The sequence below is a fragment of the Geodermatophilus sp. SYSU D00684 genome (assembly GCF_054050455.1).
Map to the genome: position 1 here is coordinate 1 of NZ_JBJGZI010000047.1, position 25,504 is coordinate 25,504.

The window sequence follows — 25,504 nt, forward strand, 5'->3', positions numbered from 1 at the left end:
CGGTCCCGTCAGGGACCGGCGACGCCGAGCCGGGGACCGTGCTCGTGCAGGCCGACAGCGCCAGCAGCGCGCCGGTGAGACCGGCGCCCGCCCGCGCCGGCCTCACGCGACGACGGTCATCGAGGTGATGGTCACCGGGAGGTTCGGCGCGCCGCCGCCGGGGCTGGGCTCGAAGGAGCCGTCGTTGCCCGCCGCGGCGATCGTGTCGAGCACCGCGAGGCCGGCCTCGTCGACGGTGCCGACCGCGGTGTAGTCCGGCGGCAGGTCGGTGTCGACGAAGCAGAGGAAGAACTGGCTGCCCGTGGAGCCGGGCGTGCCGCTGTTGGCCATGGCGATCGTGCCGCGCGGGTAGGTCGTCTCCGGCGTGACCTCCTCGGCGAACTTGTAGGCCGGGCCGCCGGAGCCGGTGCCGGTCGGGTCGCCGCACTGCAGGACGCCGAAGGTCGGCTGGTTGACCTCGCGGTGGCAGGTGCTGCCGTCGAAGAACTGCTGCGAGGCGAGGAAGGCGAAGCTCGCCGCGGCGCACGGGGCCTTGGCGCGGTCCAGCGTCAGGGGGACGTCGCCCTGGTCGGTGCTCATGAGCAGCTGCACCGTGCCGCTGGCCGGGGTGGAGGCCGGGTCCGGCGGGGTGCCGACGTCGGTGAGGTTCGGGTTGCCGGACGTGTCGGGCGCGTACGTGCAGGTGACGGTGCCGTCGGCGTTGGTGACCGCCGGGGCCGCGGTCGCCTCGCTGCCCTCGGTGGCGGCGGAGCTGCTGCTGGCGGCGGCCTGGGCGCTGTCGTCGTCGTCCCCGCCGAGCCCGGCCACCAGGGCCACCGCCCCGGCGACGAGCACGACGGCCATCACGGTCACCACGACGAGCAGGTTGCGACGGCGCTTGCGGGCGAGCTCGGCGCGCCGCTCGAGCTGGCGCTGCAGGCGGCGCTGGGCGGCAACCCGCCGCTGCTTGTTGGTCGGCACGGGTCGGGACACTCCTCGGACGGACGGGACGTTCCGCGGGGTCCGGATCCGGCCTCGGCCGCGCTCCGCGGTCTCCCCGCTGGTCGATCCGCGAGTGTAGGTGCCGCTCCTGTGGACCCTCGGTTGCCGGACCGGAGTGGCCCCGATCCCCCGCGTAACCTGCACGGGTGCTCATCCGCTCGTTCCCGGCCGGCGCCTTCGGCACCAACTGCTACGCCGTCGCCCCCGGGCCCGGCCAGGAGTGCGTCGTCGTCGACCCGGGCATGGACGCGGTGGAGCCGCTGGCCCGGATGCTCGCCGACGACGGCCTCAAGCCGGTCGCCGTCGTCCTGACCCACGGCCACCTCGACCACACCTTCTCCGTGCTGCCCGTCTGCGAGGGCTACGACATCCCGGCCTACCTGCACCCCGACGACTCGGGCATGCTCGCCGACCCCGCGCGCTGGCACGGCCCGGCGCTGGCGCCGCTGATCACCGGCGTCCGGCTGCCCGACCCCACCGAGGTCGAGCCGCTCGCCGACGGCGCCGTGCTCTCGCTGGCCGGCGTCGAGCTGACCGTCCGCCACGCGCCCGGCCACACGCAGGGCTCGGTGGTCTTCTCCCTCGACCTCGGCAGTGAGTTCGGCGGTGCCCCCGGGCTGCTGGCCGGCGACGTGCTGTTCGCCGGGTCGGTCGGCCGGGTGGACCTGCCCGGCGGTTCCTGGGAGGCGATGCTCACCTCGCTGCGCGAGGTGGTCCTGCCGCTGGACGACGAGACCGTCGTGCTGCCCGGCCACGGCCCGGCGACGACGATCGGACGCGAGCGGGCGACCAACCCGTACCTGGCCGAGGCCGCGAGCGCACCGAAGGGACGAGGTCTGTGACGGGGCTGTCCGCGCCCAAGGGGACCTTCGACGTCCTCCCGCCGGACTCGGCGCGCTTCCTCGCCGTCCGCGAGACGCTCACCGCGCCGCTGCGGCGGGCCGGCTACGGCTATGTCGAGACGCCGGTGTTCGAGGAGACCGCGGTGTTCTCCCGCGGCGTGGGGGAGTCCACCGACGTCGTGACGAAGGAGATGTACACCTTCGACGACCGCGGCGGCCGCTCGCTCACGCTGCGCCCCGAGCTCACCGCCGGGCTCATGCGGGCGTTCATCGAGCACCGGCTGCACACCGGCCCGCTGCCGGTGAAGCTGTGGACGGTCGGCTCGGCGTTCCGCTACGAGCGCCCGCAGGCCGGCCGCTACCGGCACTTCACGCAGGTCGACATGGAGGCGCTCGGCGTCGACGACCCGGCGCTGGACGCCGAGGTCGTGGCGCTGGGCGTGCAGGGTTTCCGCGACCTCGGGCTCACCGACTTCGAGCTGCTGCTCACCTCGCTGGGCGACGCGACCTGCCGGCCGCAGTACCGCGAGCTGCTCGTCGCCCACCTGGAGAAGCTGGACCTCGACGAGGAGACCCGGCGCCGGGCGGAGATCAACCCGCTCCGCGTGCTCGACGACAAGCGGCCCGAGGTGCAGGCTCAGCTCGACGACGCCCCGCTGATGGTGGACCACCTGTCGGACTCCACGAAGGCGCACTACGACGCCGTCCGCCAGCACCTCACCGACCTCGGCGTGACCTGGACCGAGGCGCCCCGGCTGGTGCGCGGGCTGGACTACTACACGAAGACGACGTTCGAGTTCGTGCACCACGGGCTGGGCGCGCAGTCGGCGATCGGCGGCGGCGGCCGCTACGACGGGCTGTCCGCGGCGCTCGGCGGCCCGGACGTGAGCGGCATCGGCTACGCCGTCGGCGTCGACCGGACGCTGCTGGCCGTGCAGGCCGAGGGGCTCGACGTCGCCGCCGCCCCCGGCGTGCAGGCGTTCGTCGTGCCGCTGGGCGCCGAGGCCAAGCGGCTGGCGGTCCGGCTGGTCGGGCGGCTGCGCGAGGCCGGGGTGTCCGCGGACACCGTCTACGGCGACCGCGGGCTCAAGGGCGCGATGAAGGCCGCCGACCGGTCGGGTGCCTCGCACGCGGTCGTCGTCGGCGAGCGGGACCTGGCCGAGGGCGTCGGCCAGCTGAAGGACCTGCGCACGGGGGAGCAGCGCGCCGTCCCCGTGGGTGACCTGTTCGAGGCGCTGAGAGCTGCAGTTGCTACGGGAGTGGTGAGCGAGTGATGGAGACCCGACCCCTCGGACGGACCGGCGCGGAGGTCGGCGTCGTCGGCCTGGGCACGTGGCAGCTGGGCGGTGACTGGGGCGACGTCGACGAGGAGACCGCGGGCGGGGTCCTCGACGCCGCCCTCGACGCCGGCGTGACGCTGCTCGACACCGCCGACGTCTACGGCGACGGCCGCAGCGAGGAGCGCATCCGCAAGGCGCTGGCCGCCCGGTCGGAGCGGCCGTTCGTGGCCACCAAGGCCGGCCGCCGCGCGGACCCGTTCGAGGCGGCGCAGTACACGCCCGAGAACCTGCGGGCCTGGATCGACCGGTCGCGGCGCAACCTCGGCGTCGACACCCTCGACCTGGTGCAGCTGCACTGCCCGCCGACCGCGGTCTACTCCGACCAGCGGGTGTACGACGCGCTCGACTCCTTCGTCGAGGACGGCGCGATCGCGGCCTACGGCGTGTCGGTGGAGACCGCCGCCGAGGGGCTGACCGCCCTGGAGCACCCCGGCGTGGCGAGCATCCAGGTGATCCTCAACGTCTTCCGCCGCAAGCCGCTGGAGGAGCTGCTCCCGGCCGCGGCCGCGCGCGGCGTCGGCATCCTCGCCCGTGTCCCGCTGGCCAGCGGCCTGCTGTCGGGGAAGTACGACGAGTCGACGACGTTCGGCGCCGACGACCACCGCAACTACAACCGCCAGGGCGAGGCCTTCGACGTCGGCGAGACCTTCGCCGGCGTGCCCTACGAGGTCGGCGTGGCCGCCGCGCGGGAGTTCACCGCGATCTGCGGCGACCGGGTGCCCGCCCAGGTGGCGCTGCGCTGGGTGGTCCAGCAGCCCGGCGTCACCTGCGTCATCCCCGGCGCCCGCTCGGTGGAGCAGGTGCGGTCGAACGTCGCCGCCGCCGGGCTCGCGCCGCTGACCGACGCCGAGCTCGCCGACCTCGAGCGGCTCTACGACGAGCGCGTCCGGCAGCACGTGCACGACCGCTGGTGACACACCCCTTACCCGAGAGGCCCTGAAGTGCTCCGCACCCACGACGCCGGCACGCTGCGCGCGTCCGACGCCGGTTCCACCGTCACCCTCGCCGGCTGGGTGGCCCGCCGGCGCGACCACGGTGGCGTCGTCTTCGTCGACCTGCGCGACGCCTCGGGCTACGTCCAGGTCGTCGTCCGCGAGGAGGAGGCGCACGCCCTCCGCAACGAGTTCTGCGTGCTGGTGACCGGGGAGGTCCGGCAGCGGCCGGCGGGCAACGAGAACCCCGAGCTGCCCACCGGCGAGATCGAGGTGGCCGCCGCCGAGCTGCGCGTGCTGTCGCCGGCGGCGCCGCTGCCGTTCCCGATCGAGACCGACCAGGCCGCCTCGGACGACGTCCGCTACAAGTACCGCTACCTCGACCTGCGCCGGCAGGGCCCGGCACGGATCCTGCGGCTGCGCAGCGAGGTCAACCGGATCGCCCGCGGCGTCATGGCCGGCCACGGCTTCACCGAGGTGGAGACGCCGGACCTCACCCGCTCCACGCCCGAGGGCGCGCGCGACTTCCTCGTGCCGGTCCGGCTGCAGCCGGGCAAGTGGTACGCCCTGCCGCAGTCGCCGCAGTTGTTCAAGCAGCTGCTGATGATCGGCGGGCTGGAGCGCTACTACCAGATCGCCCGCTGCTTCCGGGACGAGGACTTCCGCGCCGACCGGCAGCCGGAGTTCACCCAGCTCGACTTCGAGATGAGCTTCGTCGAGCGCGACGACGTCCTGGCCGTGGTCGAGGACGTCGTCCGCGCGCTGTGGCGGGAGCTCGCCGCCTACGACGTCCCCGAGATCCCGCGGATGACCTACCGCGAGGCGATGGACCGCTTCGGGTCGGACAAGCCCGACCTGCGCTTCAGCATCGAGCTCACCGAACTGACCGAGTTCTTCGCCGCCACGCCGTTCCGGGTGTTCCAGGCGCCCTACGTCGGCGCGGTGGTCATGCCCGGCGGCGGCTCGCAGCCGCGGCGGGCGTTCGACGCCTGGCAGGACTGGGCCCGCTCGCGCGGCTACCGCGGCCTGGCCTACGTGACCGTCGCCGAGGACGGCACGCTGGGCGGCCCGGTGGCCAAGAACATCTCCGACGCCGAGCGCGCGGGGCTGGTCGAGGCCGTGGGCGCGCAGCCGGGCGACTGCGTGTTCTTCGCCGCGGGCCCGCGCCGGTCCTCGCAGGAGCTGCTGGGTGCCGCGCGCAACGAGATCGCCAAGCGGCTGGAGCTCGTCGAGCCGGGGTCGTGGTCGTTCCTGTTCGTCGTCGACTTCCCGATGTTCGAGGAGACCGAGGACGGCGACTGGACGTTCATGCACCACCCGTTCACCTCGCCCACCCCGGAGTGGCGGGAGCGGTTCGCCGAGGACAAGGCGAACGCGCTGTCCGACGCCTACGACCTCGTCGTCAACGGCAACGAGCTGGCCAGCGGCTCGGTCCGGATCGCGGACCCGGAGCTGCAGGAGCGGGTGTTCGAGACCCTCGGCATGTCCCGCGAGGAGGCCCGCGAGCGGTTCGGGTTCTTCCTCGAGGCGTTCGCCTACGGCCCGCCGCCGCACGCCGGCGCCGCGCTGGGCTGGGACCGGCTGACCGCGCTGCTGGGCGGGGTCGACTCGATCCGCGAGGTCATCGCGTTCCCGAAGACCGGCGCCGGCTACGACCCGCTGACCGGCGCGCCGACGCCGATCACCGACGCGCAGCGCAAGGAGGCGGGCATCGACGCGACCGCCGACGAGCCCGCGCTGCCCGGCGAGCCCGGCGCCCCGGGGCCGAGCGACCCGACGAGGTGAGGTCCCGGCCGGGCCGGCTGCTCAGCCGGCCCGGTCGGCCACCTCGGGCGGCCAGACGACGCGGAAGCGCTCGAACACGACCTCGAGCGCGTCGTCCCAGGCCTGCCCGCGGGCTTCCTGCGTGCGGGTGAAGTAGCGCCGGTGGCCCTCAAGCCAGCTCGCGCGGGTGCGGTCGCCCTCGCCCTCGTCGAGGGCGAAGGCGTCGTCGACGCTGTCGAGCCGGCCGACGCGCAGCTCGGTGCTGCGCAGGACCGCGCGCGGGCGGCCCTCGCCGTCGCAGGCGATCCAGTGCCCGCCGATGCGGGGCAGCGGCTCGCCCGCCTGCGCGAAGTCGGCGACCAGGCCCGCGGTGGCCCGCTTGGTGCCGGCGAGCACCAGCCCGATCAGCTCGTCGGCGAGCGCGCGGCTGTCGCCGAAGCGCTCGACGGGCGGCTCGTCCTCGGGCGGGCCGCCGGCCGGGCGGCTCGCCGTGTACGCCGCCCACATCGCGGCGGCCTCCTCGCGGCGCGGTGCGCCCGGTGCGTCGTCGGTGGTCCGGTCGTGGCTGCTCACCGGCCCATCCTCGGGGCACCCGCCCGTGGGGTGTCGGGGAGCGGTCGCGGGAGGCCGGTCCTAGGGTGCGGCGCATGCCGCTGCGCGCCCGCACCCTGCTCGGTCCCGGCCCCTCCAACCCCTACCCGGAGGCGACGGTCGCCCTCGGGCAGCCGCTGCTCGGCCACCTCGACCCGGTGTTCCTCGGCGTCCTGGACGAGACCTCCGACCGGCTGCGCACGGTGTTCGGCACGGCCAACCGGCGCACGCTGCCGCTGTCGGCCACGGGGTCGGCGGGGATGGAGGCGGCGTTCGTCAACACCGTGGGGCGGGGCGACGTCGTCGTCGTGGCGGTCAACGGGCTGTTCGGCGAGCGGATGGTCGACGTCGCCACGCGGTGCGGCGCCGAGGTGGTGCGCGTGGACCACGAGTGGGGCACCCCCGTGGACGCCTCCCGGGTCCTGGAGGCGCACCCGTCGCCGAAGCTGATCGCGGCCGTCCACGCGGAGACCTCGACCGGCGTGCTGTCGGACCTGGAGCCGCTGGCGGCCGGCAAGGGCGACGCGCTGCTGCTGGCCGACTGCGTGACCTCACTCGGCGGCATCCCGGTGCGGCTGGACGACTGGGGCGTGGACCTCGCCTACTCCGGCTCGCAGAAGTGCCTCGGCGTCGCGCCCGGGCTGGCGCCGTTCACCGTCTCCGACCGGGCGTGGGAGCGGCGGGTCGAGAAGCCGCGCAGCTGGTACCTCGACCTCGGCATGCTCGGCGGCTACGCGGGGGAGGCGGCCGGGTCGGGTGGCCGCACCTACCACCACACCGCGCCGACCGGGATGGTCGTGTCGCTGCACGCCGGGCTCGGCCGGATCCTCGACGAGGGCCTGGACGCGGTGCACGCCCGGCACGCCGAGGCCGGCCGGCTGCTGCACGAGGGCCTGCAGGAGATGGGCCTGGAGCTGTTCGCCGCGGAGGGGCACCGGCTGCCGGAGCTGACCACCGTGCGGGTGCCCGACGGCGTCGACTCCGCGGCCGTGCGCAAGGAGCTGCTCGAGCGCTACGACCTGGAGATCGGCGGCGGCGTCGGCGCCCACGCGGCCACGGTCTGGCGGATCGGGCTGATGGGCCACAACGCCCGCCCCGACACGGTCGCCCTCGTGCTCGCCGCGCTGCGCGAGGTCCTGGGCCGCTGAGTCCTGCCGCCCGGGAGTCGATCATCGGGTGCGTGCACGGCCGCGCGGCGTGTCGGCGCGTGTCGCGTGCACGCATCCGATGATCACGACGGCGTGGTGCCGGGGCGCCAGCCGCGGCTCACCAACGCGCCGCGGGACCGCTCGACCACCACGGCCGGTCCGGACAGGTGCCGTCCGGCGAACCGCAGCACCAGCCAGCCGTCGGCCGCCATGAGCGAGTAGCGGTCCACGTCGCGCCCGAACTGGCCCGCGTCGGCGTGCTGCCGGCCCTCGTACTCGACGGCCACCCGGTAGCGGCGCCAGCCGAGGTCGGCGTGCGCCACCACCCGGCCCCGGCGGTCGTGGACCGGCAGCTGGGGCTCGGGTGCGGGCAGGTCGCTGGTCGCGAGCCAGTACCGCAGCAGGCTCTCGGGACGGGACGCGGCCCGGCCGTCGAGCAGGGCGGCGCACTCGCGCGCCCGCACGACGCCGCGCACCCGGTCGGCGCGGCGGAGGCGCGCGTCGAGCGACTCGCGGGTCAGGGCCCCGGTGCGCAGCAGCGCGTCGCCGACCGCGACCAGCTCGGCGGGCGGGAGGCCGGGCGCGAGGTCGAGGAGGGTCTGCGCGCCCGAGGTGACGCGCAGGCCACCCGAGACGACCACGTCCTCGCCCCGGAGTTGCCGCACCGCGACGACCAGTCCGCGCCGTTGCGGGAGGACCGGCCGCGGGCGCAGCACCACCTGGACCTCAGGTGGAGGGTCAGAGTGGGTGCCGAGCAGCACGGCGGCGCTCTGCAGCCCGAAGGCCGCGTCCGGCGGCAGCAGGCGGGTCCAGGCCGCGCACCGGGCGCGGAAGGACGCCACCTCCGCGTGCGAGAGGTAGAGGCCGCGGCTCAGCTCCTCACCGCCCGCCGCGATCTGCCGGCGGGTGGCGCCGCGGGCCCGCGCGTCCTGCCACGTCCAGCTCGACCCGAGGTCCAGGGGTTCCACCCGGCCACCGTCGGGCGTGGCCGGCCGCGCCGGCCGACGCCCGCGTCATCTGTGGACGGGCCGGCCGGTTGTGCGTGGCGACGCGTCGTCGTCCGTGATCATCGGATGTGTGCACGGGTGCGCGGCGTGTCCCGCGCGGTGTCGTGCACGCAGCCGGTGATCAACTCGGTGCGGACCCGTCCAGGCGGGCGAGCTGCTCGGGCGTCAGCTCGAGGTCGGCCGCGGCGGCGGAGTCCTGGATGGACGCCGGCCGCGAGGCGCCGGGGATGGGCACCACGACGTCGGCCTGGGCGAGGTGCCAGGCCAGCGTCACCCGGTACACCGACACGCCCAGCTCGGCCGCCACCTCCGCGAACGCCGGCGCGGTGGCCGACAGCGACCCAGCCGCGGTGACGCCGCCGAACGGGCTCCACGGCAGGAACGCCAGCCCGTGCGCCGCACAGTGCTCGACCTCGCCGGCCGAGAAGCGCCACCCCGGCGAGAACTGGTTCTGCACGGCCGCGAGCGCCGGCCCCACGATCGAGCGGGCGACGTCGATCTGCGCGACGTCGGCGTTGGAGATGCCGACCATCTGCACCAGGCCGTCGTCGGCGAGCTGCCGCAGCGCGCCCATCGACTCCTCCCACGGCGTGTCGGGGTCGGGCCGGTGGTACTGGTACAGCCCGATCGCGTCCACGCCCAGGCGGCGCAGCGAGGCCTCGCACGCCTTCCGCAGGTAGGCGGGCGAGCCGTCGAGCTCCCAGTCGGTGCCCCGCCGGGTGTGCCCGCCCTTGGTGGCCACCAGCACGTCGCCCGCGCCCGGCCCGTAGGACGCCAGCGCCTCGGCCACGAGAGTCTCGTTGTGCCCGAACTCGGCCTCGTCGCGGGCGTAGGCGTCGGCGGTGTCGACCAGGGTCACGCCGGCGTCCAGGGCCGCGTGGACGACGGCGACCGCCTCCTCGCGGCCCGGCCGGTCGGTCTTCGTCGACAGGGGCATGGCCCCCAGGCCGATCGCGCTGACGGTGCGGTCTCCGATGCGTCGCTGGTGCACGGGGCTGTCGTGCCCCGCGGGTAGCGTCGCTACCCGTGACGTCCTTGTTCGACGAGCCGGCGGAGGTCACCGGCGACGCCGTCGACCCGGGTGCGCCGCTGGCGGTGCGCATGCGCCCGCGCTCCCTCGACGAGGTGGTCGGCCAGTCCCACCTGCTCGGCCCGCGGGCGCCGCTGCGCCGCCTGGTCGAGGCCGACGAGCCGATGTCGCTGGTCCTCTACGGCCCGCCCGGCACCGGCAAGACCACGCTGGCGCACGTCATCTCGCTGGCCACCAAGCGGCAGTTCGTGCAGCTGTCCGCGCTGGACGCCGGCGTCAAGGAGGTCCGCGCGGTCATCACCGCGGCCAAGCGCGAGCTCACCTACGCCGGCCGGCGCACCGTGCTGTTCATCGACGAGGTGCACCGGTTCTCCAAGACCCAGCAGGACTCGCTGCTGTCGGCCGTCGAGGACCGCATCGTCAGCCTGATCGCCGCCACCACCGAGAACCCGTTCTTCTCCGTCGTCGGCCCGCTGCTGTCGCGCAGCCTCGTGCTCGCGCTGCAGCCGCTGTCCGACGACGACGTCCGCACGCTGCTGCACCGGGCGCTCACCAGCGACCGCGGCCTCGGCGGCGGGCTCACGCTGAGCGCCGAGGCCGAGGAGCACCTCGTCCGCGTCGCCGGCGGCGACGGGCGCAAGGCGCTGACCGCGCTGGAGTCCGGGGCGGGCGCCGCGCGGGCCGCGGGTGCGGCCGAGATCGACCTGGCCACCCTGGAGAGCGCCGTCGCGCAGGCCGCGGTGCGCTACGACCGCCAGGGCGACATGCACTACGACGTCGCCAGCGCGCTGATCAAGTCGATCCGCGGCAGCGACGTCGACGCCGCGCTGCACTACCTCGCCCGCATGGTCGTGGCGGGGGAGGACCCGCGGTTCATCGCCCGCCGGCTGGTCATCTCCGCCAGCGAGGACATCGGCATGGCCGACCCCACGGCGCTGCAGACCGCGGTCGCCGCCGCGCAGGCGGTCCAGCTCATCGGCATGCCCGAGGGGCACTTCCCGCTGGCGCACGCCGTCGTCCACCTGGCCACCGCGCCGAAGTCGAACGCGGTGACGGTGGCGATCGGCGAGTCGGTGGCCGACGTCCGCGCGGGCCTGGGCGGGCCGGTCCCGGCCGGCCTGCGCGACGCCCACTACGCCGGGGCCAAGAAGCTGGGCCACGGCTCGACCTACGTCTACCCGCACGACGCGCCCGACGGGATCGTGCCGCAGCAGTACCCGCCCGACGGGCTGGTCGGCCGGGACTACTACCGGCCCACGCCCCGGGGCGTGGAGGCCGGCATCGGCGCCCGCCTGGGCAAGCTCCGGGCGATCGTCCGCCGGCACCCGCGGGAGAGCCGCGGCGCGGAGCGGGCCGGCCGCGGCGCCTGACGGGCCGGCGTTGTCCGGCGCACCGGAGGGGCGCCGGAGACCGCGACTACTGTGGCCACGCCGGTCGTTGCCGACCACGCCGGCCGCCGACGGAGAAGAGGAGACGCCGCGTGTCCGCAGGAGAGTGGGCCGGACTGATCGCCGCCCTGGCGCTGGTGCTGCTGGTGCTGCTGCTGGCCGTCCCGCTGCTGAAGCTGGGACGCACGCTGGACGAGGCCACGCTGACCATCCGGCAGACCCGGGAGGAGAGCCGGCCGATCCTCACCCAGGCGCAGACGACGATCGCCCAGGTCAACAGCAACCTCGAGCGGGTCGACGACATCACCGGCAACGCGGCCAACGTGTCGAGCAACGTCGCGGCGCTGACCAGCGTCGTCGCCGCCACCGTGGGCAGCCCGCTGATCAAGGTCGCCGCGTTCAGCTACGGCGTCCGCAGCGCGACCCGGAAGCGCCGCGAGGGCCAGGCGATCGCCGAGGCCGCCGCCCGTGACAAGGCCGAGCGCCGCGCGCGCCGCGCCGCCCGGCGGGCCGCCTGATGCGCCGGCTGTTCTGGCTGGCGATGGGCATCACCATCGGCGCGCTCGTCGTCCGCAAGCTGTCCCGCGCCGCCGAGAGGATGACGCCCGCCGGCATCGGCGCCTCGATCGCCGAGGGGCTGCGCGACCTCGCCGACGCGATCGGCGAGTTCGGCGCCGACGTGCGCGCCGCGGCCGCCGTGCGCGAGGAGGAGCTGCGCTCGGGCACCGGGCTCGACGCGCCGCTGCCGGAGCGCGACACGACCCAGCTCCAGCTCCCCGGGCGGCGCGGCGCCCACGCCGCCGACCGCTGAGCACCCACCCCGCGGGGGCCGCCCCCGCCCCGAGGACCGAGTAGGCCATGCAGACCGCCGAGATCCGCCGCCGCTTCCTGCAGCACTTCGAGCAGCGCGGCCACACCGTCGTCCCCAGCGCCTCGCTGGTGTCGCCGGACCCCTCCCTGCTGTTCACCGTCGCCGGCATGGTGCCCTTCATCCCGTACCTGACCGGCCGGGAGCCCGCGCCGTTCCCGCGGGCCACCAGCGTGCAGAAGTGCGTGCGCACCCTCGACATCGAGGAAGTGGGCAAGACCACCCGCCACGGCACGTTCTTCCAGATGAACGGCAACTTCTCCTTCGGGGACTACTTCAAGGAGGGGGCGATCCAGCACGCCTGGGACCTGGTCACCGGGCGGGTGGAGGACGGCGGGCTGGGCTTCGACCCCGACCGCATCTGGGTCACCGTCTACCTCGACGACGACGAGGCCGCCGAGGCCTGGCACCGCATCGCGGGCCTGCCCATGGACCGCATCCAGCGGCTGGGCAAGAAGGACAACTACTGGCACACCGGCGCCGACGGCCCCGGCGGCCCCTGCTCGGAGATCTACTACGACCGCGGTCCCGAGTTCGGCCCCGACGGCGGCCCGCTGGTGGACACCGCCGGTGACCGGTTCCTGGAGATCTGGAACCTCGTCTTCATGCAGTACGAGCTCACCGACGTCCGGAGCAAGGAGGACTTCCGGATCGTCGGCGAGCTGCCGAAGAAGAACATCGACACCGGCATGGGCCTGGAGCGGGTGGCCTTCCTGCTGCAGGGCGTCGACAACATGTACGAGATCGACGAGGTGGCGCCGGTGCTGCACCGCGCCGCCGACCTCGCCGGCGTCACCTACGGCAAGGACCACGACGCCGACGTCCGGCTGCGCGTGGTCGCCGACCACGTCCGCAGCGGCCTGATGCTCATCGGCGACGGCGTCACCCCCGGCAACGAGGGCCGCGGCTACATCCTGCGCCGGCTGCTGCGCCGCGCGGTCCGCTCGATGCGGCTGCTCGGCGTCGACGCCGCCACGCTGCCCGAGCTGCTGCCGGTCTCCCGCGACGCGATGGGCGCGAGCTACCCGGAGCTGGTCGCCGACTTCGACCGCATCTCCGCGGTCGCCTACGCCGAGGAGGAGGCGTTCCGGCGCACCCTCACCTCGGGCACCGCGCTGTTCGACACCGCCGTCGCGCAGGCCAAGGCCGCCGGGACGCCGTCGCTGTCGGGCGAGCAGGCGTTCTCCCTGCACGACACCTACGGCTTCCCGATCGACGTCACCCTCGAGATGGCCGCCGAGCAGGGCGTGACCGTCGACGAGGAGGGCTTCCGCGCGCTCATGCAGCAGCAGCGCGACCGGGCCCGCGCCGACGCCCGCGCCAAGCGCACCGGCTCGGTCGACGTCCTGGCCTACCGCCGGCTGCTGGCCGACCACGGCCCCACCGACTGGCGGGCCTACTCCACCCTGCGCACCGACTCCCGCGTGCTCGGCCTGGTCGCCGACCTCGCCGCGGAGGAGGGCGCCCCGGCCGCGCCGGCCGGGCCGGGCGAGGTCACCCGCGTGGTCCTGGACCGGACGCCGTTCTACGCCGAGTCCGGCGGTCAGGTCGCCGACGCCGGCACCCTGACCTGGGACGGCGGCCGCGCCGACGTGCTCGACGTGCAGCGGCCGGTCAAGGGCCTGGTCGTGCACCAGGTCCGGGTGCTCGAGGGCGAGCTGGCCGAGGGCGCGGAGCTCACCGCCGAGGTGGACCGCGAGTGGCGGCTGTCGGCCTGCCAGGCGCACTCGGGCACGCACGTGGTGCACGCCGCGCTGCGCCAGGTGCTCGGCCCGCAGGCGCTGCAGTCGGGCTCCTACAACCGCCCCGGCTACCTGCGGCTGGACTTCGCCTGGCAGGGCGCGCTCACGCTGCAGCAGCGGCACGACATCGAGGACGTCGCCAACGCGGCCGTGCGCGCCGACCACCGGGTCACCGCCACCTACATGACGCTGCCCGAGGCCCAGGCGATCGGCGCGCTCGCGCTGTTCGGCGAGACCTACGGCGAGCAGGTGCGGGTCGTCGAGATCGGCGGCCCCTGGTCGCGCGAGCTGTGCGGTGGCACGCACGTCGCCGGCTCCGCGCAGATCGGCACGCTCGCGCTGACCGGCGAGTCGTCGGTCGGGTCGGGCGCGCGCCGCGTGGAGGCCGTCGTCGGCCTCGAGGGCTTCCGCTACCTGGCCCGCGAGCGCGACCTGGTCCGCCAGCTCGGCGAGCTGCTCAAGTCACCCACCGACGGGCTGGTCGACCGGGTCGGCGGCATCCTGTCCCGGCTGCGCGACGTCGAGCGGGAGGTCGCCGACCTGCGCGCCCAGCAGACCCAGGCCGCGGCCGGTCAGCTGGCCGCGGGCGCGACGGACGTCGGCGGGGTCGCCGTCGTCACCGCGGCGCCGGCCGGCCTCTCCGGCGGAGACCTGCGCACCCTCGCCCTCGACGTCCGCGGGCGGCTCGGGGAGCGCCCCGGGGTCGTCTTGCTGGCCTCGGAGTCGGGGGGCAAGGTGGCTCTGGTCGCAGCACTGAACCCCGCCGCCCAGCAGCGCGGGCTGTCCGCCAGCGACGTGCTGCGTGCCGCGGCGGCCCCGGTCGGGGGCCGCGGTGGCGGCAAGCCCGACGTCGCCCAGGGCGGCGGCACGGACCCGGGCGGCATCCCCGCCGCCCTGCAGGCCGGCGAAGAGGCGGTCGCGACCGCCACAGGGAGGTGAGCGGAGTGCCCGAGCAGCGCCCCGACGAGACCGGTCCGGTGGGGGAGCGGCGCGTGCAGGGCCGCCCGGCGGTGCCGCCGTCGCGGCCCCGGCAGACCCCGCCCCCGGCGCAGCAGCCGGTGCACCACCGCACCGAGCAGATCGACCTGCGCGCCGGCTTCCCGCCGGTGCGCAACGAGACCACCGAGATCGACCTGTCGCAGGGACTGCCCGCCGGGCTGCCGCTGCCGCCGCGCCGGACCCGCCAGGGCCGCCGGCTCGGGCTCGACGTCGGCACGGTGCGGATCGGCGTCGCGCTGTCGGACCCCACCGGCACGCTGGCCAGCCCGCTGGAGACCGTGGAGCGCCGCCGCGACGGCGGCGACCTCGACCGGATCGCCGCTCTCGTCGAGGAACACGAGGTGACGGAGGTGATCGTGGGGGAGCCGAGGCACCTCTCGGGTGCGTCGGGTGCCTCCGCACGGGAGGCACGTGCCTACTCTCGGTCACTCGCCGGGCGCATCGGCAGCGTGCCCGTGCACCTCGTCGACGAGAGGCTCTCCACCGTGACCGCAGCCAGTTCCCTGCGGGCGAACGGGCTCGACAGCCGCGCCCAGCGCCCCGTGATCGACCAGGCCGCCGCCGTGGTCATCCTCCAGGCGTATCTCGACTCCCAGCGAGGGCGCTCGTGAGCGGTCCGGTCCCGCCGTACGGGCGGGGCCTCCCCGGCATGCCGAACGTCCCGGCGCCCTCCCCGGGCGCGTGGCCGCCCGGACCGCCGACGACGCGGCTGCCGGTGGGCCCCGGCCCGGTCCGGCCCGGCAGCCCCACCCGTGCCGGCCTGCTGGACCGCGACGTCCGGCCGGCGACCGCCGGCCGGCACGCCGCCCCGGACGACGCCGGCGCCCGGGACGGCGCGCCCGAGGACGACCGCACCGGCCCGCTGCCCGGCGACAGCCAGCCCGTGCCGCCGCTGCCCGGCGTCCCGCCGCGGCCGTCCGGCCCGTGGTCGAGGCTCGCCCGCCGCGACGGGACCGCCGACCCCGACGACGCGCCCACCGTGGCCGCGGCCGCCGTCGGCCCGCACGACGAGCCCGCCGACGACGAGGAGCCCACCGGCGGTCTCGAGGTCCTCGGCGCCGGTGACGCCGACCGCGGACGCCGGCGCGGCCGGCGCGCCCGCGACGAGGCCGAGGAGCACGGGCACGCCGCCGTCTTCGGCGACGACCCCGACGAGACCGGCTCGCACGACCTGCCCGACGACGACGCCACGGACGCCCCCGCGCCCCGCCGGCGCTCCGGCCGCCGCCGCAGCCCGCTGGCCAACGTCCTCGCGCTGCTGGTCCTCGCCGCGCTCGTCGCCGGCATCGTCTTCGGCGGGCGGGCCCTGATCGGCCTGGTCAACCCCGCCGCCGAGGACTACACCGGCGCGGGCACCGGCAGCGTCGAGGTGCGCGTCGGCGAGGGCGACACCCTCAGCGACATCGCCCGCACCCTCGTCGAGGCCGACGTCATCGCCTCCTCCGAGCCGTTCGTCGACGCCGCCGAGGCGAACGCGGCGGCGACCGGCATCCAGCCCGGCGTCTACGAGCTGCGGTCGCAGATGAGCGGCCAGGCCGCCCTCGACCTGCTGCTCGACCCGGCCGCCCGCCAGGTCTCGCGGGTCACCGTCCCCGAGGGCTCCACGCTCGCGATCACGCTGCAGCGGATCTCGGAGACCACCGGTGTCCCCCTCGAGGAGCTGACGGCCGCCGCGGCCGACCCGGCCGCGCTGGGCCTGCCGGCCTACGCGAACGGGCAGCTCGAGGGCTTCCTGTTCCCGGCGACCTACGACGTCGAGCCCGACGACACCGCCACCGACGTGCTGCGCGCGATGGTCTCCCGGTTCACCGACATGGCGACCGACCTGCAGCTCGAGCAGCGGGCCGCCGCGGCCGGGCGCTCGGTGTACGACGTCGTCGTCGTCGCCTCGATGATCGAGCGGGAGACCAAGGTCGACGACGAGCGGGCGAACGTGGCGCAGGTCGTCTACAACCGCCTGGCGCAGGGCATCCCGCTCGGGATCGACGCGACGCTGGCCTACGGGCTCGGCAAGAACGGCAACGACCTGACCGTCAGCGACCTGCAGACCGACAGCCCGTACAACACGCGGACCCGGGCCGGCCTCCCGCCGACGCCGATCGCGGCACCGGGCGAGGCGAGCCTGGAGGCGGCGCTGGCGCCGACCACCGGGGACCTCCTGTACTACGTGCTGGAGTCCTCGGACGGGCGGCACTTCTTCACCGCCAGCTACGACGAGTTCCTGGTGGCCCGCCAGCGGTGCGCCGACGCCGGCCTCGGGTGTGGTGGCTGACCGGCCCGTGCCCGCACCGGCCCCGCCCGGCCGGGCGGCCGTCCTCGGCCGCCCGGTCGGGCACTCGCTCTCCCCGCTGCTGCACCGCGCCGCGTACGCCGCGCTGGGCCTGACCGGCTGGACCTACGACGCCCTCGACGTGGGCGCCGAGGACCTGCCCGACCTGGTCGCCGGGCTCGGCCCCGAGTGGCGCGGGTTCTCGGTGACCATGCCGTGCAAGCAGGCGGCGGTCGCCGTCGCCGACGCCGTCGAGCCGCTGCCCCGGCTGCTGGGCGCGGCGAACACCCTCCTGCACACCGACGCCGGGTGGCGGGCGGAGAACACCGACGTCCACGGCGTCGGCATGGCGCTGCAGACCGGCGGCGTCGAGCGGGTCGCGCACGCGGCGATCGTCGGCGCGGGCGGGACGGCCGCGGCCGCCGCCGTCGCGCTGGCCGAGCTCGGCGCCGAGTCGGTCGACGTGCTGGTCCGCGACCCCTCCCGCGCCGCCGACGTCACCCGGGTGCTCGGGGTCCTCGGCGTGGAGGCCGTGGTCCGGCGGCTGGAGCCCGGCCCGGTGGAGGCGCCGGTCGTCGTCAGCACGGTGCCGATCGGGGCGCACCGCGACCTCGCCGGCCTCGGCTGGCGCGCGGGGCAGACCGTGCTGGACGTGCTCTACGCGCCGTGGCCCACGCCGGTGGCCGCCGCGGCCGACCGGGCCGGCGCCACGGTGGTCAGCGGCATCGAGGTGCTGTTCTGGCAGGCCACCGTGCAGGTCGAGCTGATGACCGGGCTGCCCGCGCCGCTGGGCCCGATGCGCGCGGCGCTGGACGCCCGCTGAGCCTCCCGGTCCCGCGCGGGCCGCTCCCCGCGCCCGTCCCCGCCCTCCCGGTGGAGGGGCCGCTGGTGACGTGATGGAACGGCCCCCTCCCAGGGGCTCGCCCCGAGCTTGCGAGGGGTGGGGAGGGAGGGGGTCCTTCAACTGGCAGAATCGGCGCCATGTTGCGCTGGCTGACCGCCGGTGAGTCGCACGGCCAGCAGCTCACCGCCATCCTCGAGGGCCTGCCCGCCGGCGTGCAGGTCCAGACCTCCGACCTCGACGTCGACCTGGCCCGCCGCCGGCTCGGCCACGGCCGCGGCGCGCGGATGTCCTTCGAGCAGGACGAGGTGACCCTGACCGGCGGCGTCCGGCACGGGCTGACCATGGGCGGGCCGATCGCGGTCCAGGTCGGCAACACCGAGTGGCCCAAGTGGACGACGGTCATGTCGGCCGACCCGGTCGACCCCGCGGTGCTCGAGGGCCAGGCCCGCAACGCGCCGCTGACCCGGCCGCGGCCCGGCCACGCCGACCTCGCCGGCATGCAGAAGTACGGCTTCGACGACGCCCGCCCGGTGCTGGAGCGGGCCAGCGCGCGCGAGACCGCCGCCCGGGTGGCGCTCGGCGCCGTCGCGAAGGCGTTCCTGCGGCAGGCGCTCGGCGTCGAGGTCGTGAGCCACGTCGTCGCGATCGGCCCGGTCACCGTCCCCGACGGCGTGCTGCCCGGCCCGCACGACAACCCGCGCATCGACGAGGACCCGGTGCGCTGCGCCGACCCGGGCACCAGCGAGGCGATGGTCGCCGAGGTCGACGACGCCCGGAAGAACGGCGACACGCTCGGCGGCGTCGTCGAGGTCGTCGTCCACGGGCTGCCGCCGGGCCTGGGCAGCCACGTGCACTGGGACCGCCGCCTGGACGCCCGCCTGGCCGCCGCCCTCATGGGCGTGCAGTCGGTCAAGGCGGTCGAGGTCGGCGACGGCCTGGAGACCGCCCGCCGCCGCGGCTCGGTGGCCCACGACGAGATCGTCAGCGAGGACGGCCGGCTGCGCCGGGTCACCGACCGCGCCGGCGGCATCGAGGGCGGCATGACCAACGGCGAGGCGCTGCGGGTCCGCGCGGCGATGAAGCCGATCTCCACCGTGCCGCGGGCGCTGGCCACCGTCGACGTCGCCACCGGGGACGCCGCGGTCGCGATCAACCAGCGCAGCGACGCCTGCGCGGTGCCGCGCGGTGCCGTGGTGATGGAGGCGATGGTCGCCCTCGTGCTCGCCGACGCCGCGCTGGAGAAGTTCGGCGGCGACTCCGTCGCCGAGACCCGCCGCAACGCGCAGGCCTACCTCGACGCGCTGCCGTACCGGTGAGCCGGCCGCTGCTGGTGCTCGTGGGGCCGCCGGCCTCGGGCAAGACGACCGTCGGGACGGCGGTGGCGACCGCGCTGGGCGTGCCGTTCCGGGACACCGACGCCGACGTCGAGGCCGCCGCCGGGACCACGGTCGCCGACCTGTTCGTCACGCACGGCGAGCCGCACTTCCGGGCGCTGGAGGAGCAGGCGGTCGCCCGCGCGCTCGGTGAGCACGACGGCGTCCTCGCGCTCGGCGGCGGCGCGGTGCTCAGCGCCGCCACCCGCGGGCTCCTGACCGGCTACGGCCGCGCCGGCGGCACCGTCGTCCACCTCGACGTCGACGTCCCCTCGGCCGCCCGCCGGGCCGGCCTGTCCCGGGACCGCCCGCTGCTGGCGGTCAACCCGCGGGCGATGCTGCGCACCCTGCTCGAGCAGCGCGCCCCGCTCTACGCGGAGGTCGCCACCGTGGTCGTGCCCACCGCCGGCCGCACCCCGGAGGACGTCGTCGCGGACGTGCTGTCCGCCCTGCCGCCGTCCCTGCGGCAGAAGTGGCCATTTCTGCCGCAGGGACCGGGGAGCGCCCGGTGAGGCGCGTGACCGTCGCGGGGGAGGAGCCCTACGACGTCGTCATCGGCCCGGGCGCGCAGGCCGAGCTGGGCCTGCTGCTCGCCGGGACGCCGAAGGCCGCGGTCGTGCACAGCCCGCCGCTGGCGGCGCTCGCCGGCGCCGCCGTCGAGACGCTGCAGACCGCCGGGGTGGCCGCCGAGGCCGTCGTCGTCCCCGACGGCGAGGCCGCCAAGACCGCCGCGGTCGCCGCGGCCGCCTGGGAGGAGTTCGGCCGGCTCGGGCTGACCCGCTCGGACGCCGTCGTCGGGGTCGGCGGGGGAGCGGTCACCGACCTCGCCGGCTTCCTCGCCGCGACCTGGACCCGCGGCGTCCGCGTGGTGCACCTGCCCACCAGCGTGCTCGGCATGGTCGACGCCGCGGTCGGCGGCAAGACCGGCATCAACACCGGCGCGGGCAAGAACCTCGTCGGGGCGTTCCACCCGCCGGCCGGCGTGCTCGCCGACACCGACGTGCTCGCCGGGCTGCCCGAGGCGGAGTTCCGCGCCGGGATGGCCGAGGTGGTCAAGTGCGGGTTCATCGCCGACGCGGCGATCCTGGAGCTGCTCGCCGCCGACCCGACCGGCCGCCGCGACACCGGGGAGCTCATCGAGCGGGCGGTGCGGGTCAAGGCCGACGCCGTGGGCCAGGACCTGTTCGACACCGGCGTCCGCGAGTTCCTCAACTACGGGCACACCCTCGGCCACGCCATCGAGCGGGTCGAGGACTTCCGCTGGCGGCACGGCGAGGCGGTCGCCGTCGGGCTGGTCTTCGCCGCCGAGCTCGGCGCGCAGGCGGGCCTGCTCACCCGCGCCGAGGCCGACCGGCACCGCGAGCTGGTGGCCGCGATGGGCCTGCCCACCCGCTACCGGGGCGACTGGGCGGCGCTGCAGGCGGTGATGCGCGTGGACAAGAAGGCCCGCGGGGCGACGCTGCGGTTCGTCGTCCTCGACGGCATCGGCAACCCGACGATCCTGACCGACCCCGAGCAGGCGTGGCTGGACGCGGCGTGGGCCGCAGTATCGGAGACAGCGTGACGATCCAGGTCCTCAACGGCGCCAACCTCGGCCGGCTCGGCACCCGCGAGCCCGAGGTGTACGGCACGACGACGTACGCCGAGCTGGTGGCGACGGTCGAGGCGGCCGCCGCCGAGCTGGGGCTGACGGTGCGGGTGCGCCAGACCGACTCCGAGGCCGAGCTGCTCGGCTGGGTCCACGAGGCGACCGACGCCGGCGACCCGGTCGTCATCAACCCGGGCGGCTGGTCGCACACCTCGGTGGTGCTGCACGACGCGCTGGCCGCGGTGACCGCGCCGGTCGTGGAGGTGCACATCAGCAACATCCACCGGCGCGAGGAGTTCCGGCACCACTCCTACGTCTCCCGCGTCGCCGACGGCGTCATCGCCGGGCTCGGCGTCCAGGGCTACGAGCTGGCACTGCGCCACCTGGCCGCGAAGGGGGTCTCGTGATGCGCACCGCCGAGCGGCGGGAGCGGCTGCGGGCCACCGCCGCCGAGCGCGGGCTGGACGCCGTCCTGGTGACCAACCTGCTCAACGTCCGCTACCTGACCGGGTTCACCGGCTCCAACGGCGCGCTGCTGCTGCGCACCGACGGCGCCGACCTGTTCGGCACCGACGGCCGGTACACCACGCAGGCCGGCACCCAGGTGCCCGACGTCGAGCTGCTGGTCGACCGCGGCACGGTGCCTGCGCTCGCGCAGGAGGCGGTGCGCCGCGGCGCCGGCCGGATCGGCTACGAGAGCCACGAGGTCACCGTCGACGGGCTGGCCCAGCTCGAGCGGGTGCTCGCCGACGCCGCCGCCGGCGGGACGGTGCCCGAGCTGGTGTCGGTCCGCCGCGCGGTCGAGGAGCTGCGCGCGGTCAAGGACGACGACGAGGTCGCGGCGCTGCGCCGGGCCTGCGCGGTCGCCGACCAGGCGCTGGCCGAGCTCGCCGCCGAGGGCGCGCTGCGGCCCGGGCGCACCGAGCTGGAGGTCGGCCGGGAGCTCGACGCCCGCATGCTGGCGCTGGGCGCCGAGGCGCCGTCGTTCGAGACGATCGTGGCCACCGGCGCGAACTCCGCGATCCCGCACCACCGGCCCGACCGCACGGTCCTGGCCGGCGGCGACCTCCTCAAGCTCGACTTCGGCGCCACCGTCGACGGCTACCACTCCGACATGACCCGCACGCTGGTGCTCGGGCACGCCGCCGACTGGCAGCGCGAGGTCTACGCGCTGGTGGCCGAGGCGCAGGCGGCCGGGCGGGCGGCGCTGGCGGTCGGGGCCGACGTCGTCGCCGTCGACGCGGCCTCCCGCGACGTCATCGCCGCCGCCGGGCACGCCGAGCACTTCACCCACGGCCTCGGGCACGGGGTGGGCCTGGAGATCCACGAGGCGCCGGGCATCGGCCCGCTGGGCGCGGGTAGTCTGGCCGCCGGCATGGCCGTCACCGTGGAGCCGGGGGTCTACCTCCCCGGCCACGGCGGTGTCCGGATCGAGGACACGCTCGTCGTCACGGCGGACGCGCCCGAGTTGTTGACCCTCACGAGCAAGGAACTGCTGGTCCTCTAGATGGCTACCACCAACGACCTCAAGAACGGCATGGTCCTCAACCTCGACGGCCAGCTGTGGTCCGTCACCGAGTTCCAGCACGTCAAGCCCGGCAAGGGCGGCGCGTTCGTGCGGACGACGCTGAAGAACGTGCTCTCGGGCAAGGTCGTCGACCGCACCTTCAACGCCGGCACCAAGGTCGAGACGGCCACCGTCGACAAGCGGAACATGACCTACCTGTACCGCGAGGGCAACGACTTCGTCTTCATGGACGGGGACACCTTCGAGCAGATCTACGTCCCGTCCGAGACCGTCGGCGGCGGCGCGGACTACCTGCTGGACAACACCGAGGTCGTCGTCGCGGTGCACGAGGGCACCCCGCTCTACGTCGAGCTGCCGGTGACCATGGAGCTCGTCGTCCAGCACACCGACCCGGGCCTGCAGGGCGACCGCTCCACCGGCGGCACCAAGCCCGCCACCCTGGAGACCGGCGCGCAGATCAACGTGCCGCTGTTCGTCAACACCGGCGACAAGCTCAAGGTCGACACCCGCGACGGCCGGTACCTCGGCCGCGCCAACTGACGCACCGCCCCGAGCCATGGCTGCCCGCACCAAGGCGCGCAAGCGCGCCGTCGACGTCCTCTACGAGGCGGACCTGCGGGGCACCGACCCGGTGGAGCTGCTCCGCGAGCGCATCGCCGACCCGTCGCCGCCCGTCCCCGACCACGCCGTCCGGCTGGTCGAGGGCGTGGCGGCACACCAGGGGCGCATCGACGAGCTGATCGGCCAGCACGCCCGCGGCTGGTCGCTCGAGCGGCTGCCCGACGTCGACCGCGCGATCCTGCGGATGGCGGTGTTCGAGCTCCTCTGGGCCGACGACGTGCCCGACGCCGTCGTCATCGACGAGGCCGTGGAGCTGGCCCGGGCGCTGTCGACCGACGACTCGCCGGCCTACGTCAACGGAGTCCTCGGCGCCATCCTCGACGCCGAGGTGCCGACGGGTTGAGCGGGCCGGCCGATCGCGCGGCGGTGGGCCGAGGTCACCGCCGGCGGTCGGAGCTCAGCCGCGGGTGACCGTGATCGCCACCCGGCCGTCCGCGACCTCCGTGCAGGTCAGGCGGAGCCCGCCCGCGGAGGTGGTCCGCCCCGCCGTGCAGGGCAGGTCCTGGTCCCCGACCCGGAGGGTCGCCCGGTCGCCGTCGACGTCGATGATCCGGATCGTCGTCCCGAGCACGTGTGCCCGGGCGCCGCTCCCTCCCAGCGTCACCGAGCAGGAGTCCCCGGAGCAGGACACCAGGCTCACGGACCCGGAGCCGCCCCCCGCGGCCGCGCTGACGCCGATCGAGCTCAGCCACCCGGACAGCGGACCGGCAGGACCGGCGGAGCTGCTCCAGGTGAACGGGGCGCACACCAGGAGCAGCGCCGAGAGCAGGACGGGGAGCCGACTGTCCACGGGTACCTCCGGACGGTCGTGGGGTGGTCGTCGGGACGCCGCCGTCGGGCGACGCACCCCTCGTCGCGCCATCCCAGCACGTCGCGGCGGCCCGGGGTGCGGTCCCCGGACCGGTCCCGTGGTCCCTGCCCGCACCTCGGTGGTGCCGACCGGCTGCGTCGGTGGTGCTCGCCCGCTGGTGCGGGACGGCCGGGGACGACACGGTGCCCGGGACCGGGGCGCGCCCGCACCGGCGGACCGGACTACTCCACGAACCGCACGCGGAACGAGACGGGCCACAGCTTGCCGGTGAGCAGGTACTCGTCGTCGCCCAGGGCGGCGATGCCGTTGAGGACCGCGTTGGCGTCCGCGCGCTGCTCCTGGTCGAGCAGGCCGGCGGCGTCGACCAGCGCGGTCACCCGCCCGCTCGCCGGGTCGATGCGGACGAGGACGTCGGACTGCCACACGTTCGCCCAGACCTGTCCGTCGACGCACTCCAGCTCGTTGAGCTGGGTCACCGGCTCGTCGTCGAAGGTGACGGCGACCGAGCCGGTCTCGGCGAAGGTGACGGGGTCGTGGAAGCGCAGCTGGTCCGTGCCGTCGCTGCGCACGAGGCGGGTCCCGTCGAAGCACAGCCCCCAGCCCTCGCCCTCCAGCGGCACCTCCCGCCGGAGGGTGAGCGTGGTCCGGTCCCACTCGAGCACCACACCGTCCTGCCAGGTCAGCTGCCAGATGCGGTCGTCGACCACCGTGATGCCCTCGCCGAACAGCCGGCCGGGGAGCGGGGCGGACCGCCGCACCTCGCCGGTCGCGGGGTCGACCTCGCGCAGCTGGGACCGGCCCGTGAGCCCGGTGCCCTCGTAGAGGGCCCCCTCGTGCACCTCGAACCCCTGGGTGAAGGCCGACGGGTCGTGCGGCACCTCGGCCAGGACCTCCGGCCGCAGCACCGGCACCGGCTGGTCGCCGTCGGTTGCCGCGGCGTCCGGGGCGCGTACCGACTGCCCGTAGACCGAGAGGTCCGCGCTGTCCCGTGCCGAGCAGGCGGGCAGCAGCGCGACGGCGAGGACGACAGCACCGAGGGCTCGGCAGCGGATGCCACGGTTCATCGAGCGCTCACGATCCGTTCGGACGGTCGATCCGGGTCACCGGGTCGCCGGGGCAGCACCGACGGGGTCGACCGGCGCTCGCCGGCCGGCGACCCGGGACGGACAGGGGCCGCAGACACTACGACGCGACCGGCGGGGGCGGGAACGACGACTCCCGCAGATCCGTGCCCGCTCTCCGTTCTACGTACCGCACGGGGCCGGCACCGTGGCGGACTCAGCCGGGACCGGGAGGCAACCCGGCCGAGATAGGTGGGCGCCACCGATGTCGCCGTCCGCAGTGCGGCCCGAGACTTCCGCCTGCCGATGCCGGACCGCGGCCGGGATCGGCAGTCCACGGGGCGATCGGGGAGGTCCGGCGGCGACGCCGCAGTCCTGATCCCGGCAGGCCTCATCCCCAGTACCGCATCCTGAGGAGATCCCATGTTCGAGGACCAGACCGTCGAGCTGCTGCCCGAGCGCACCACCATGCAGTTCTTCGCGGCACAGAACTTCAACACCGCCGTCGCCGCGGCCGTGAACGCCGGCAACGTCAACGTGGGCGGCGACCAGGCGAACATCGCGGCTGCCCTCGCGCTCGCGGGCAGCAACGTCTTCATCGGTGGCTGAGCTCTGAGCCTCCTGCCGATGGAGTGATGCGAGGCCCGGCCGCGTGCCGGGCCGGGGGGGGGGGGGGGGGGGGGGGGGGGGGGGGGGGGGCCCCCACGCGGGGGCGGGGGGGGCGGGGGGGGGGGGGGGGGGGGGGGGGGGGGGGGGGGCGCGCGGGGGGCGCGCGCG

General features: G+C 75.7%; 26 protein-coding genes. 20 read left to right on the forward strand and 6 right to left on the reverse strand.

Features of this window, described 5'->3' with window-relative positions; genetic code table 11:
• Window positions 1-102 precede the first annotated feature (102 nt).
• Window positions 103-960, reverse strand: a complete 858-nt coding sequence (locus ACI79L_RS23210) for a peptidylprolyl isomerase (RefSeq protein ID WP_456939060.1) — start codon at window positions 958-960, stop codon at window positions 103-105.
• A gap of 167 nt (window positions 961-1,127) precedes the next feature.
• Between ACI79L_RS23210 and ACI79L_RS23215 the strand changes: the two genes are divergently transcribed.
• Genes ACI79L_RS23215 through aspS form a run of 4 tightly spaced genes read left to right on the forward strand, consistent with a single transcriptional unit; the run spans window position 1,128 to window position 5,880 of the window.
• Window positions 1,128-1,823 carry an MBL fold metallo-hydrolase gene (locus tag ACI79L_RS23215; RefSeq protein ID WP_456939061.1) on the forward strand — a complete coding sequence of 232 codons (696 nt, stop codon included), beginning with the start codon at window positions 1,128-1,130 and terminating at the stop codon, window positions 1,821-1,823.
• A complete protein-coding gene (hisS, locus tag ACI79L_RS23220; RefSeq protein WP_456939062.1) occupies window positions 1,820-3,097 on the forward strand; it encodes a histidine--tRNA ligase in 1,278 nt (425 codons plus the stop codon). The genes ACI79L_RS23215 and hisS overlap by 4 nt, the downstream gene beginning before the upstream one ends.
• The gene (locus tag ACI79L_RS23225) at window positions 3,097-4,077 is read left to right on the forward strand and encodes an aldo/keto reductase (RefSeq protein WP_456939063.1); all 981 of its coding nucleotides are present in this window, start codon (window positions 3,097-3,099) and stop codon (window positions 4,075-4,077) included. Before hisS ends, ACI79L_RS23225 begins: the two co-directional genes overlap by 1 nt.
• 27 nt (window positions 4,078-4,104) lie before the next feature.
• Window positions 4,105-5,880: an aspartate--tRNA ligase gene (aspS, locus tag ACI79L_RS23230; protein ID WP_456939064.1), complete on the forward strand. Its 1,776-nt coding sequence runs from the start codon at window positions 4,105-4,107 to the stop codon at window positions 5,878-5,880.
• A 21-nt stretch (window positions 5,881-5,901) separates the two neighbouring features.
• Here the strand turns inward: aspS and ACI79L_RS23235 are convergent, their stop codons facing one another.
• The gene (locus tag ACI79L_RS23235) at window positions 5,902-6,432 is read right to left on the reverse strand and encodes an ASCH domain-containing protein (protein ID WP_456939065.1); all 531 of its coding nucleotides are present in this window, start codon (window positions 6,430-6,432) and stop codon (window positions 5,902-5,904) included.
• Window positions 6,433-6,506: 74 nt separating this feature from the next.
• On the opposite strand from ACI79L_RS23235, the gene ACI79L_RS23240 reads away from it, so the two are divergent.
• Window positions 6,507-7,598, forward strand: a complete 1,092-nt coding sequence (locus ACI79L_RS23240; protein ID WP_456939066.1) for a pyridoxal-phosphate-dependent aminotransferase family protein — start codon at window positions 6,507-6,509, stop codon at window positions 7,596-7,598.
• 83 nt (window positions 7,599-7,681) lie between these two features.
• On the opposite strand, the gene ACI79L_RS23245 is transcribed toward ACI79L_RS23240, so the two are convergent.
• Window positions 7,682-8,566 (reverse strand): hypothetical protein, encoded by an 885-nt coding sequence (locus tag ACI79L_RS23245; protein ID WP_456939067.1) that lies wholly within the window; start codon window positions 8,564-8,566, stop codon window positions 7,682-7,684.
• Window positions 8,567-8,726: 160 nt separating this feature from the next.
• Window positions 8,727-9,596, reverse strand: a complete 870-nt coding sequence (locus tag ACI79L_RS23250; RefSeq protein WP_456939068.1) for an aldo/keto reductase — start codon at window positions 9,594-9,596, stop codon at window positions 8,727-8,729.
• A gap of 35 nt (window positions 9,597-9,631) precedes the next feature.
• Here ACI79L_RS23250 and ACI79L_RS23255 point away from each other — a divergent pair, with 35 nt between their 5' ends.
• The 14 genes from ACI79L_RS23255 (at window position 9,632) to nusB (ending at window position 23,198) form a co-directional block, all read left to right on the forward strand.
• Complete coding sequence (locus ACI79L_RS23255) at window positions 9,632-11,005, forward strand: replication-associated recombination protein A (protein ID WP_456939069.1); 1,374 nt, start codon at window positions 9,632-9,634, stop codon at window positions 11,003-11,005.
• Between the two features lie 110 nt (window positions 11,006-11,115).
• A complete protein-coding gene (locus ACI79L_RS23260) occupies window positions 11,116-11,541 on the forward strand; it encodes a DUF948 domain-containing protein (RefSeq protein WP_387986799.1) in 426 nt (141 codons plus the stop codon).
• Window positions 11,541-11,834 (forward strand): hypothetical protein, encoded by a 294-nt coding sequence (locus ACI79L_RS23265; protein ID WP_456926760.1) that lies wholly within the window; start codon window positions 11,541-11,543, stop codon window positions 11,832-11,834. Before ACI79L_RS23260 ends, ACI79L_RS23265 begins: the two co-directional genes overlap by 1 nt.
• A 47-nt stretch (window positions 11,835-11,881) precedes the next feature.
• A complete protein-coding gene (gene alaS, locus ACI79L_RS23270) occupies window positions 11,882-14,572 on the forward strand; it encodes an alanine--tRNA ligase (RefSeq protein WP_456939070.1) in 2,691 nt (896 codons plus the stop codon).
• Window positions 14,573-14,577: 5 nt separating this feature from the next.
• A complete protein-coding gene (gene ruvX / locus ACI79L_RS23275) occupies window positions 14,578-15,243 on the forward strand; it encodes a Holliday junction resolvase RuvX (protein WP_456939071.1) in 666 nt (221 codons plus the stop codon).
• Between the two features lie 38 nt (window positions 15,244-15,281).
• Complete coding sequence (gene mltG / locus ACI79L_RS23280; RefSeq protein ID WP_456939072.1) at window positions 15,282-16,904, forward strand: endolytic transglycosylase MltG; 1,623 nt, start codon at window positions 15,282-15,284, stop codon at window positions 16,902-16,904.
• Between the two features lie 7 nt (window positions 16,905-16,911).
• Window positions 16,912-17,724 (forward strand): shikimate dehydrogenase, encoded by an 813-nt coding sequence (locus ACI79L_RS23285; RefSeq protein ID WP_456939073.1) that lies wholly within the window; start codon window positions 16,912-16,914, stop codon window positions 17,722-17,724.
• A gap of 158 nt (window positions 17,725-17,882) precedes the next feature.
• Entirely contained in the window at window positions 17,883-19,061 is a 1,179-nt protein-coding gene (aroC, locus tag ACI79L_RS23290; protein WP_456939074.1) for a chorismate synthase, read from the forward strand.
• Window positions 19,058-19,630 carry a shikimate kinase gene (locus ACI79L_RS23295; protein WP_456939075.1) on the forward strand — a complete coding sequence of 191 codons (573 nt, stop codon included), beginning with the start codon at window positions 19,058-19,060 and terminating at the stop codon, window positions 19,628-19,630. The genes aroC and ACI79L_RS23295 overlap by 4 nt, the downstream gene beginning before the upstream one ends.
• Window positions 19,627-20,682 (forward strand): 3-dehydroquinate synthase, encoded by a 1,056-nt coding sequence (gene aroB / locus ACI79L_RS23300; RefSeq protein WP_456939076.1) that lies wholly within the window; start codon window positions 19,627-19,629, stop codon window positions 20,680-20,682. Before ACI79L_RS23295 ends, aroB begins: the two co-directional genes overlap by 4 nt.
• Complete coding sequence (aroQ, locus tag ACI79L_RS23305; RefSeq protein WP_456939077.1) at window positions 20,679-21,113, forward strand: type II 3-dehydroquinate dehydratase; 435 nt, start codon at window positions 20,679-20,681, stop codon at window positions 21,111-21,113. Before aroB ends, aroQ begins: the two co-directional genes overlap by 4 nt.
• Window positions 21,113-22,213 (forward strand): M24 family metallopeptidase, encoded by a 1,101-nt coding sequence (locus ACI79L_RS23310; RefSeq protein ID WP_456939082.1) that lies wholly within the window; start codon window positions 21,113-21,115, stop codon window positions 22,211-22,213. Before aroQ ends, ACI79L_RS23310 begins: the two co-directional genes overlap by 1 nt.
• On the forward strand, window positions 22,214-22,774 hold the full coding sequence (gene efp, locus ACI79L_RS23315) for an elongation factor P (protein WP_456926769.1): 561 nt from the start codon (window positions 22,214-22,216) through the stop codon (window positions 22,772-22,774).
• A 16-nt stretch (window positions 22,775-22,790) separates the two neighbouring features.
• On the forward strand, window positions 22,791-23,198 hold the full coding sequence (nusB, locus tag ACI79L_RS23320) for a transcription antitermination factor NusB (protein WP_456939078.1): 408 nt from the start codon (window positions 22,791-22,793) through the stop codon (window positions 23,196-23,198).
• Window positions 23,199-23,252: 54 nt separating this feature from the next.
• On the opposite strand, the gene ACI79L_RS23325 is transcribed toward nusB, so the two are convergent.
• Together ACI79L_RS23325 and ACI79L_RS23330 are read right to left on the reverse strand one after the other, a co-directional pair.
• Entirely contained in the window at window positions 23,253-23,645 is a 393-nt protein-coding gene (locus ACI79L_RS23325) for a hypothetical protein (RefSeq protein ID WP_456939079.1), read from the reverse strand.
• A gap of 242 nt (window positions 23,646-23,887) precedes the next feature.
• Complete coding sequence (locus ACI79L_RS23330; RefSeq protein ID WP_456939080.1) at window positions 23,888-24,730, reverse strand: glutaminyl-peptide cyclotransferase; 843 nt, start codon at window positions 24,728-24,730, stop codon at window positions 23,888-23,890.
• Window positions 24,731-25,150: 420 nt separating this feature from the next.
• Here ACI79L_RS23330 and ACI79L_RS23335 point away from each other — a divergent pair, with 420 nt between their 5' ends.
• Complete coding sequence (locus ACI79L_RS23335; protein WP_456939081.1) at window positions 25,151-25,336, forward strand: hypothetical protein; 186 nt, start codon at window positions 25,151-25,153, stop codon at window positions 25,334-25,336.
• Window positions 25,337-25,504 lie beyond the last annotated feature (168 nt).

Bases quoted from the DNA above. Each gene is read 5' to 3' on its own strand.
- ACI79L_RS23330 (WP_456939080.1), bottom strand. From the start codon at position 24,730: ATGAACCGTGGCATCCGCTGCCGAGCCCTCGGTGCTGTCGTCCTCGCC.
- ACI79L_RS23265 (WP_456926760.1), top strand. From the start codon at position 11,541: ATGCGCCGGCTGTTCTGGCTGGCGATGGGCATCACCATCGGCGCGCTC.
- alaS (WP_456939070.1), top strand. From the start codon at position 11,882: ATGCAGACCGCCGAGATCCGCCGCCGCTTCCTGCAGCACTTCGAGCAG.
- ACI79L_RS23240 (WP_456939066.1), top strand. From the start codon at position 6,507: ATGCCGCTGCGCGCCCGCACCCTGCTCGGTCCCGGCCCCTCCAACCCC.
- ACI79L_RS23310 (WP_456939082.1), top strand. From the start codon at position 21,113: ATGCGCACCGCCGAGCGGCGGGAGCGGCTGCGGGCCACCGCCGCCGAG.
- ACI79L_RS23225 (WP_456939063.1), top strand. From the start codon at position 3,097: ATGGAGACCCGACCCCTCGGACGGACCGGCGCGGAGGTCGGCGTCGTC.
- ACI79L_RS23335 (WP_456939081.1), top strand. From the start codon at position 25,151: ATGTTCGAGGACCAGACCGTCGAGCTGCTGCCCGAGCGCACCACCATG.
- nusB (WP_456939078.1), top strand. From the start codon at position 22,791: ATGGCTGCCCGCACCAAGGCGCGCAAGCGCGCCGTCGACGTCCTCTAC.
- aroC (WP_456939074.1), top strand. From the start codon at position 17,883: ATGTTGCGCTGGCTGACCGCCGGTGAGTCGCACGGCCAGCAGCTCACC.
- efp (WP_456926769.1), top strand. From the start codon at position 22,214: ATGGCTACCACCAACGACCTCAAGAACGGCATGGTCCTCAACCTCGAC.
- mltG (WP_456939072.1), top strand. From the start codon at position 15,282: ATGCCGAACGTCCCGGCGCCCTCCCCGGGCGCGTGGCCGCCCGGACCG.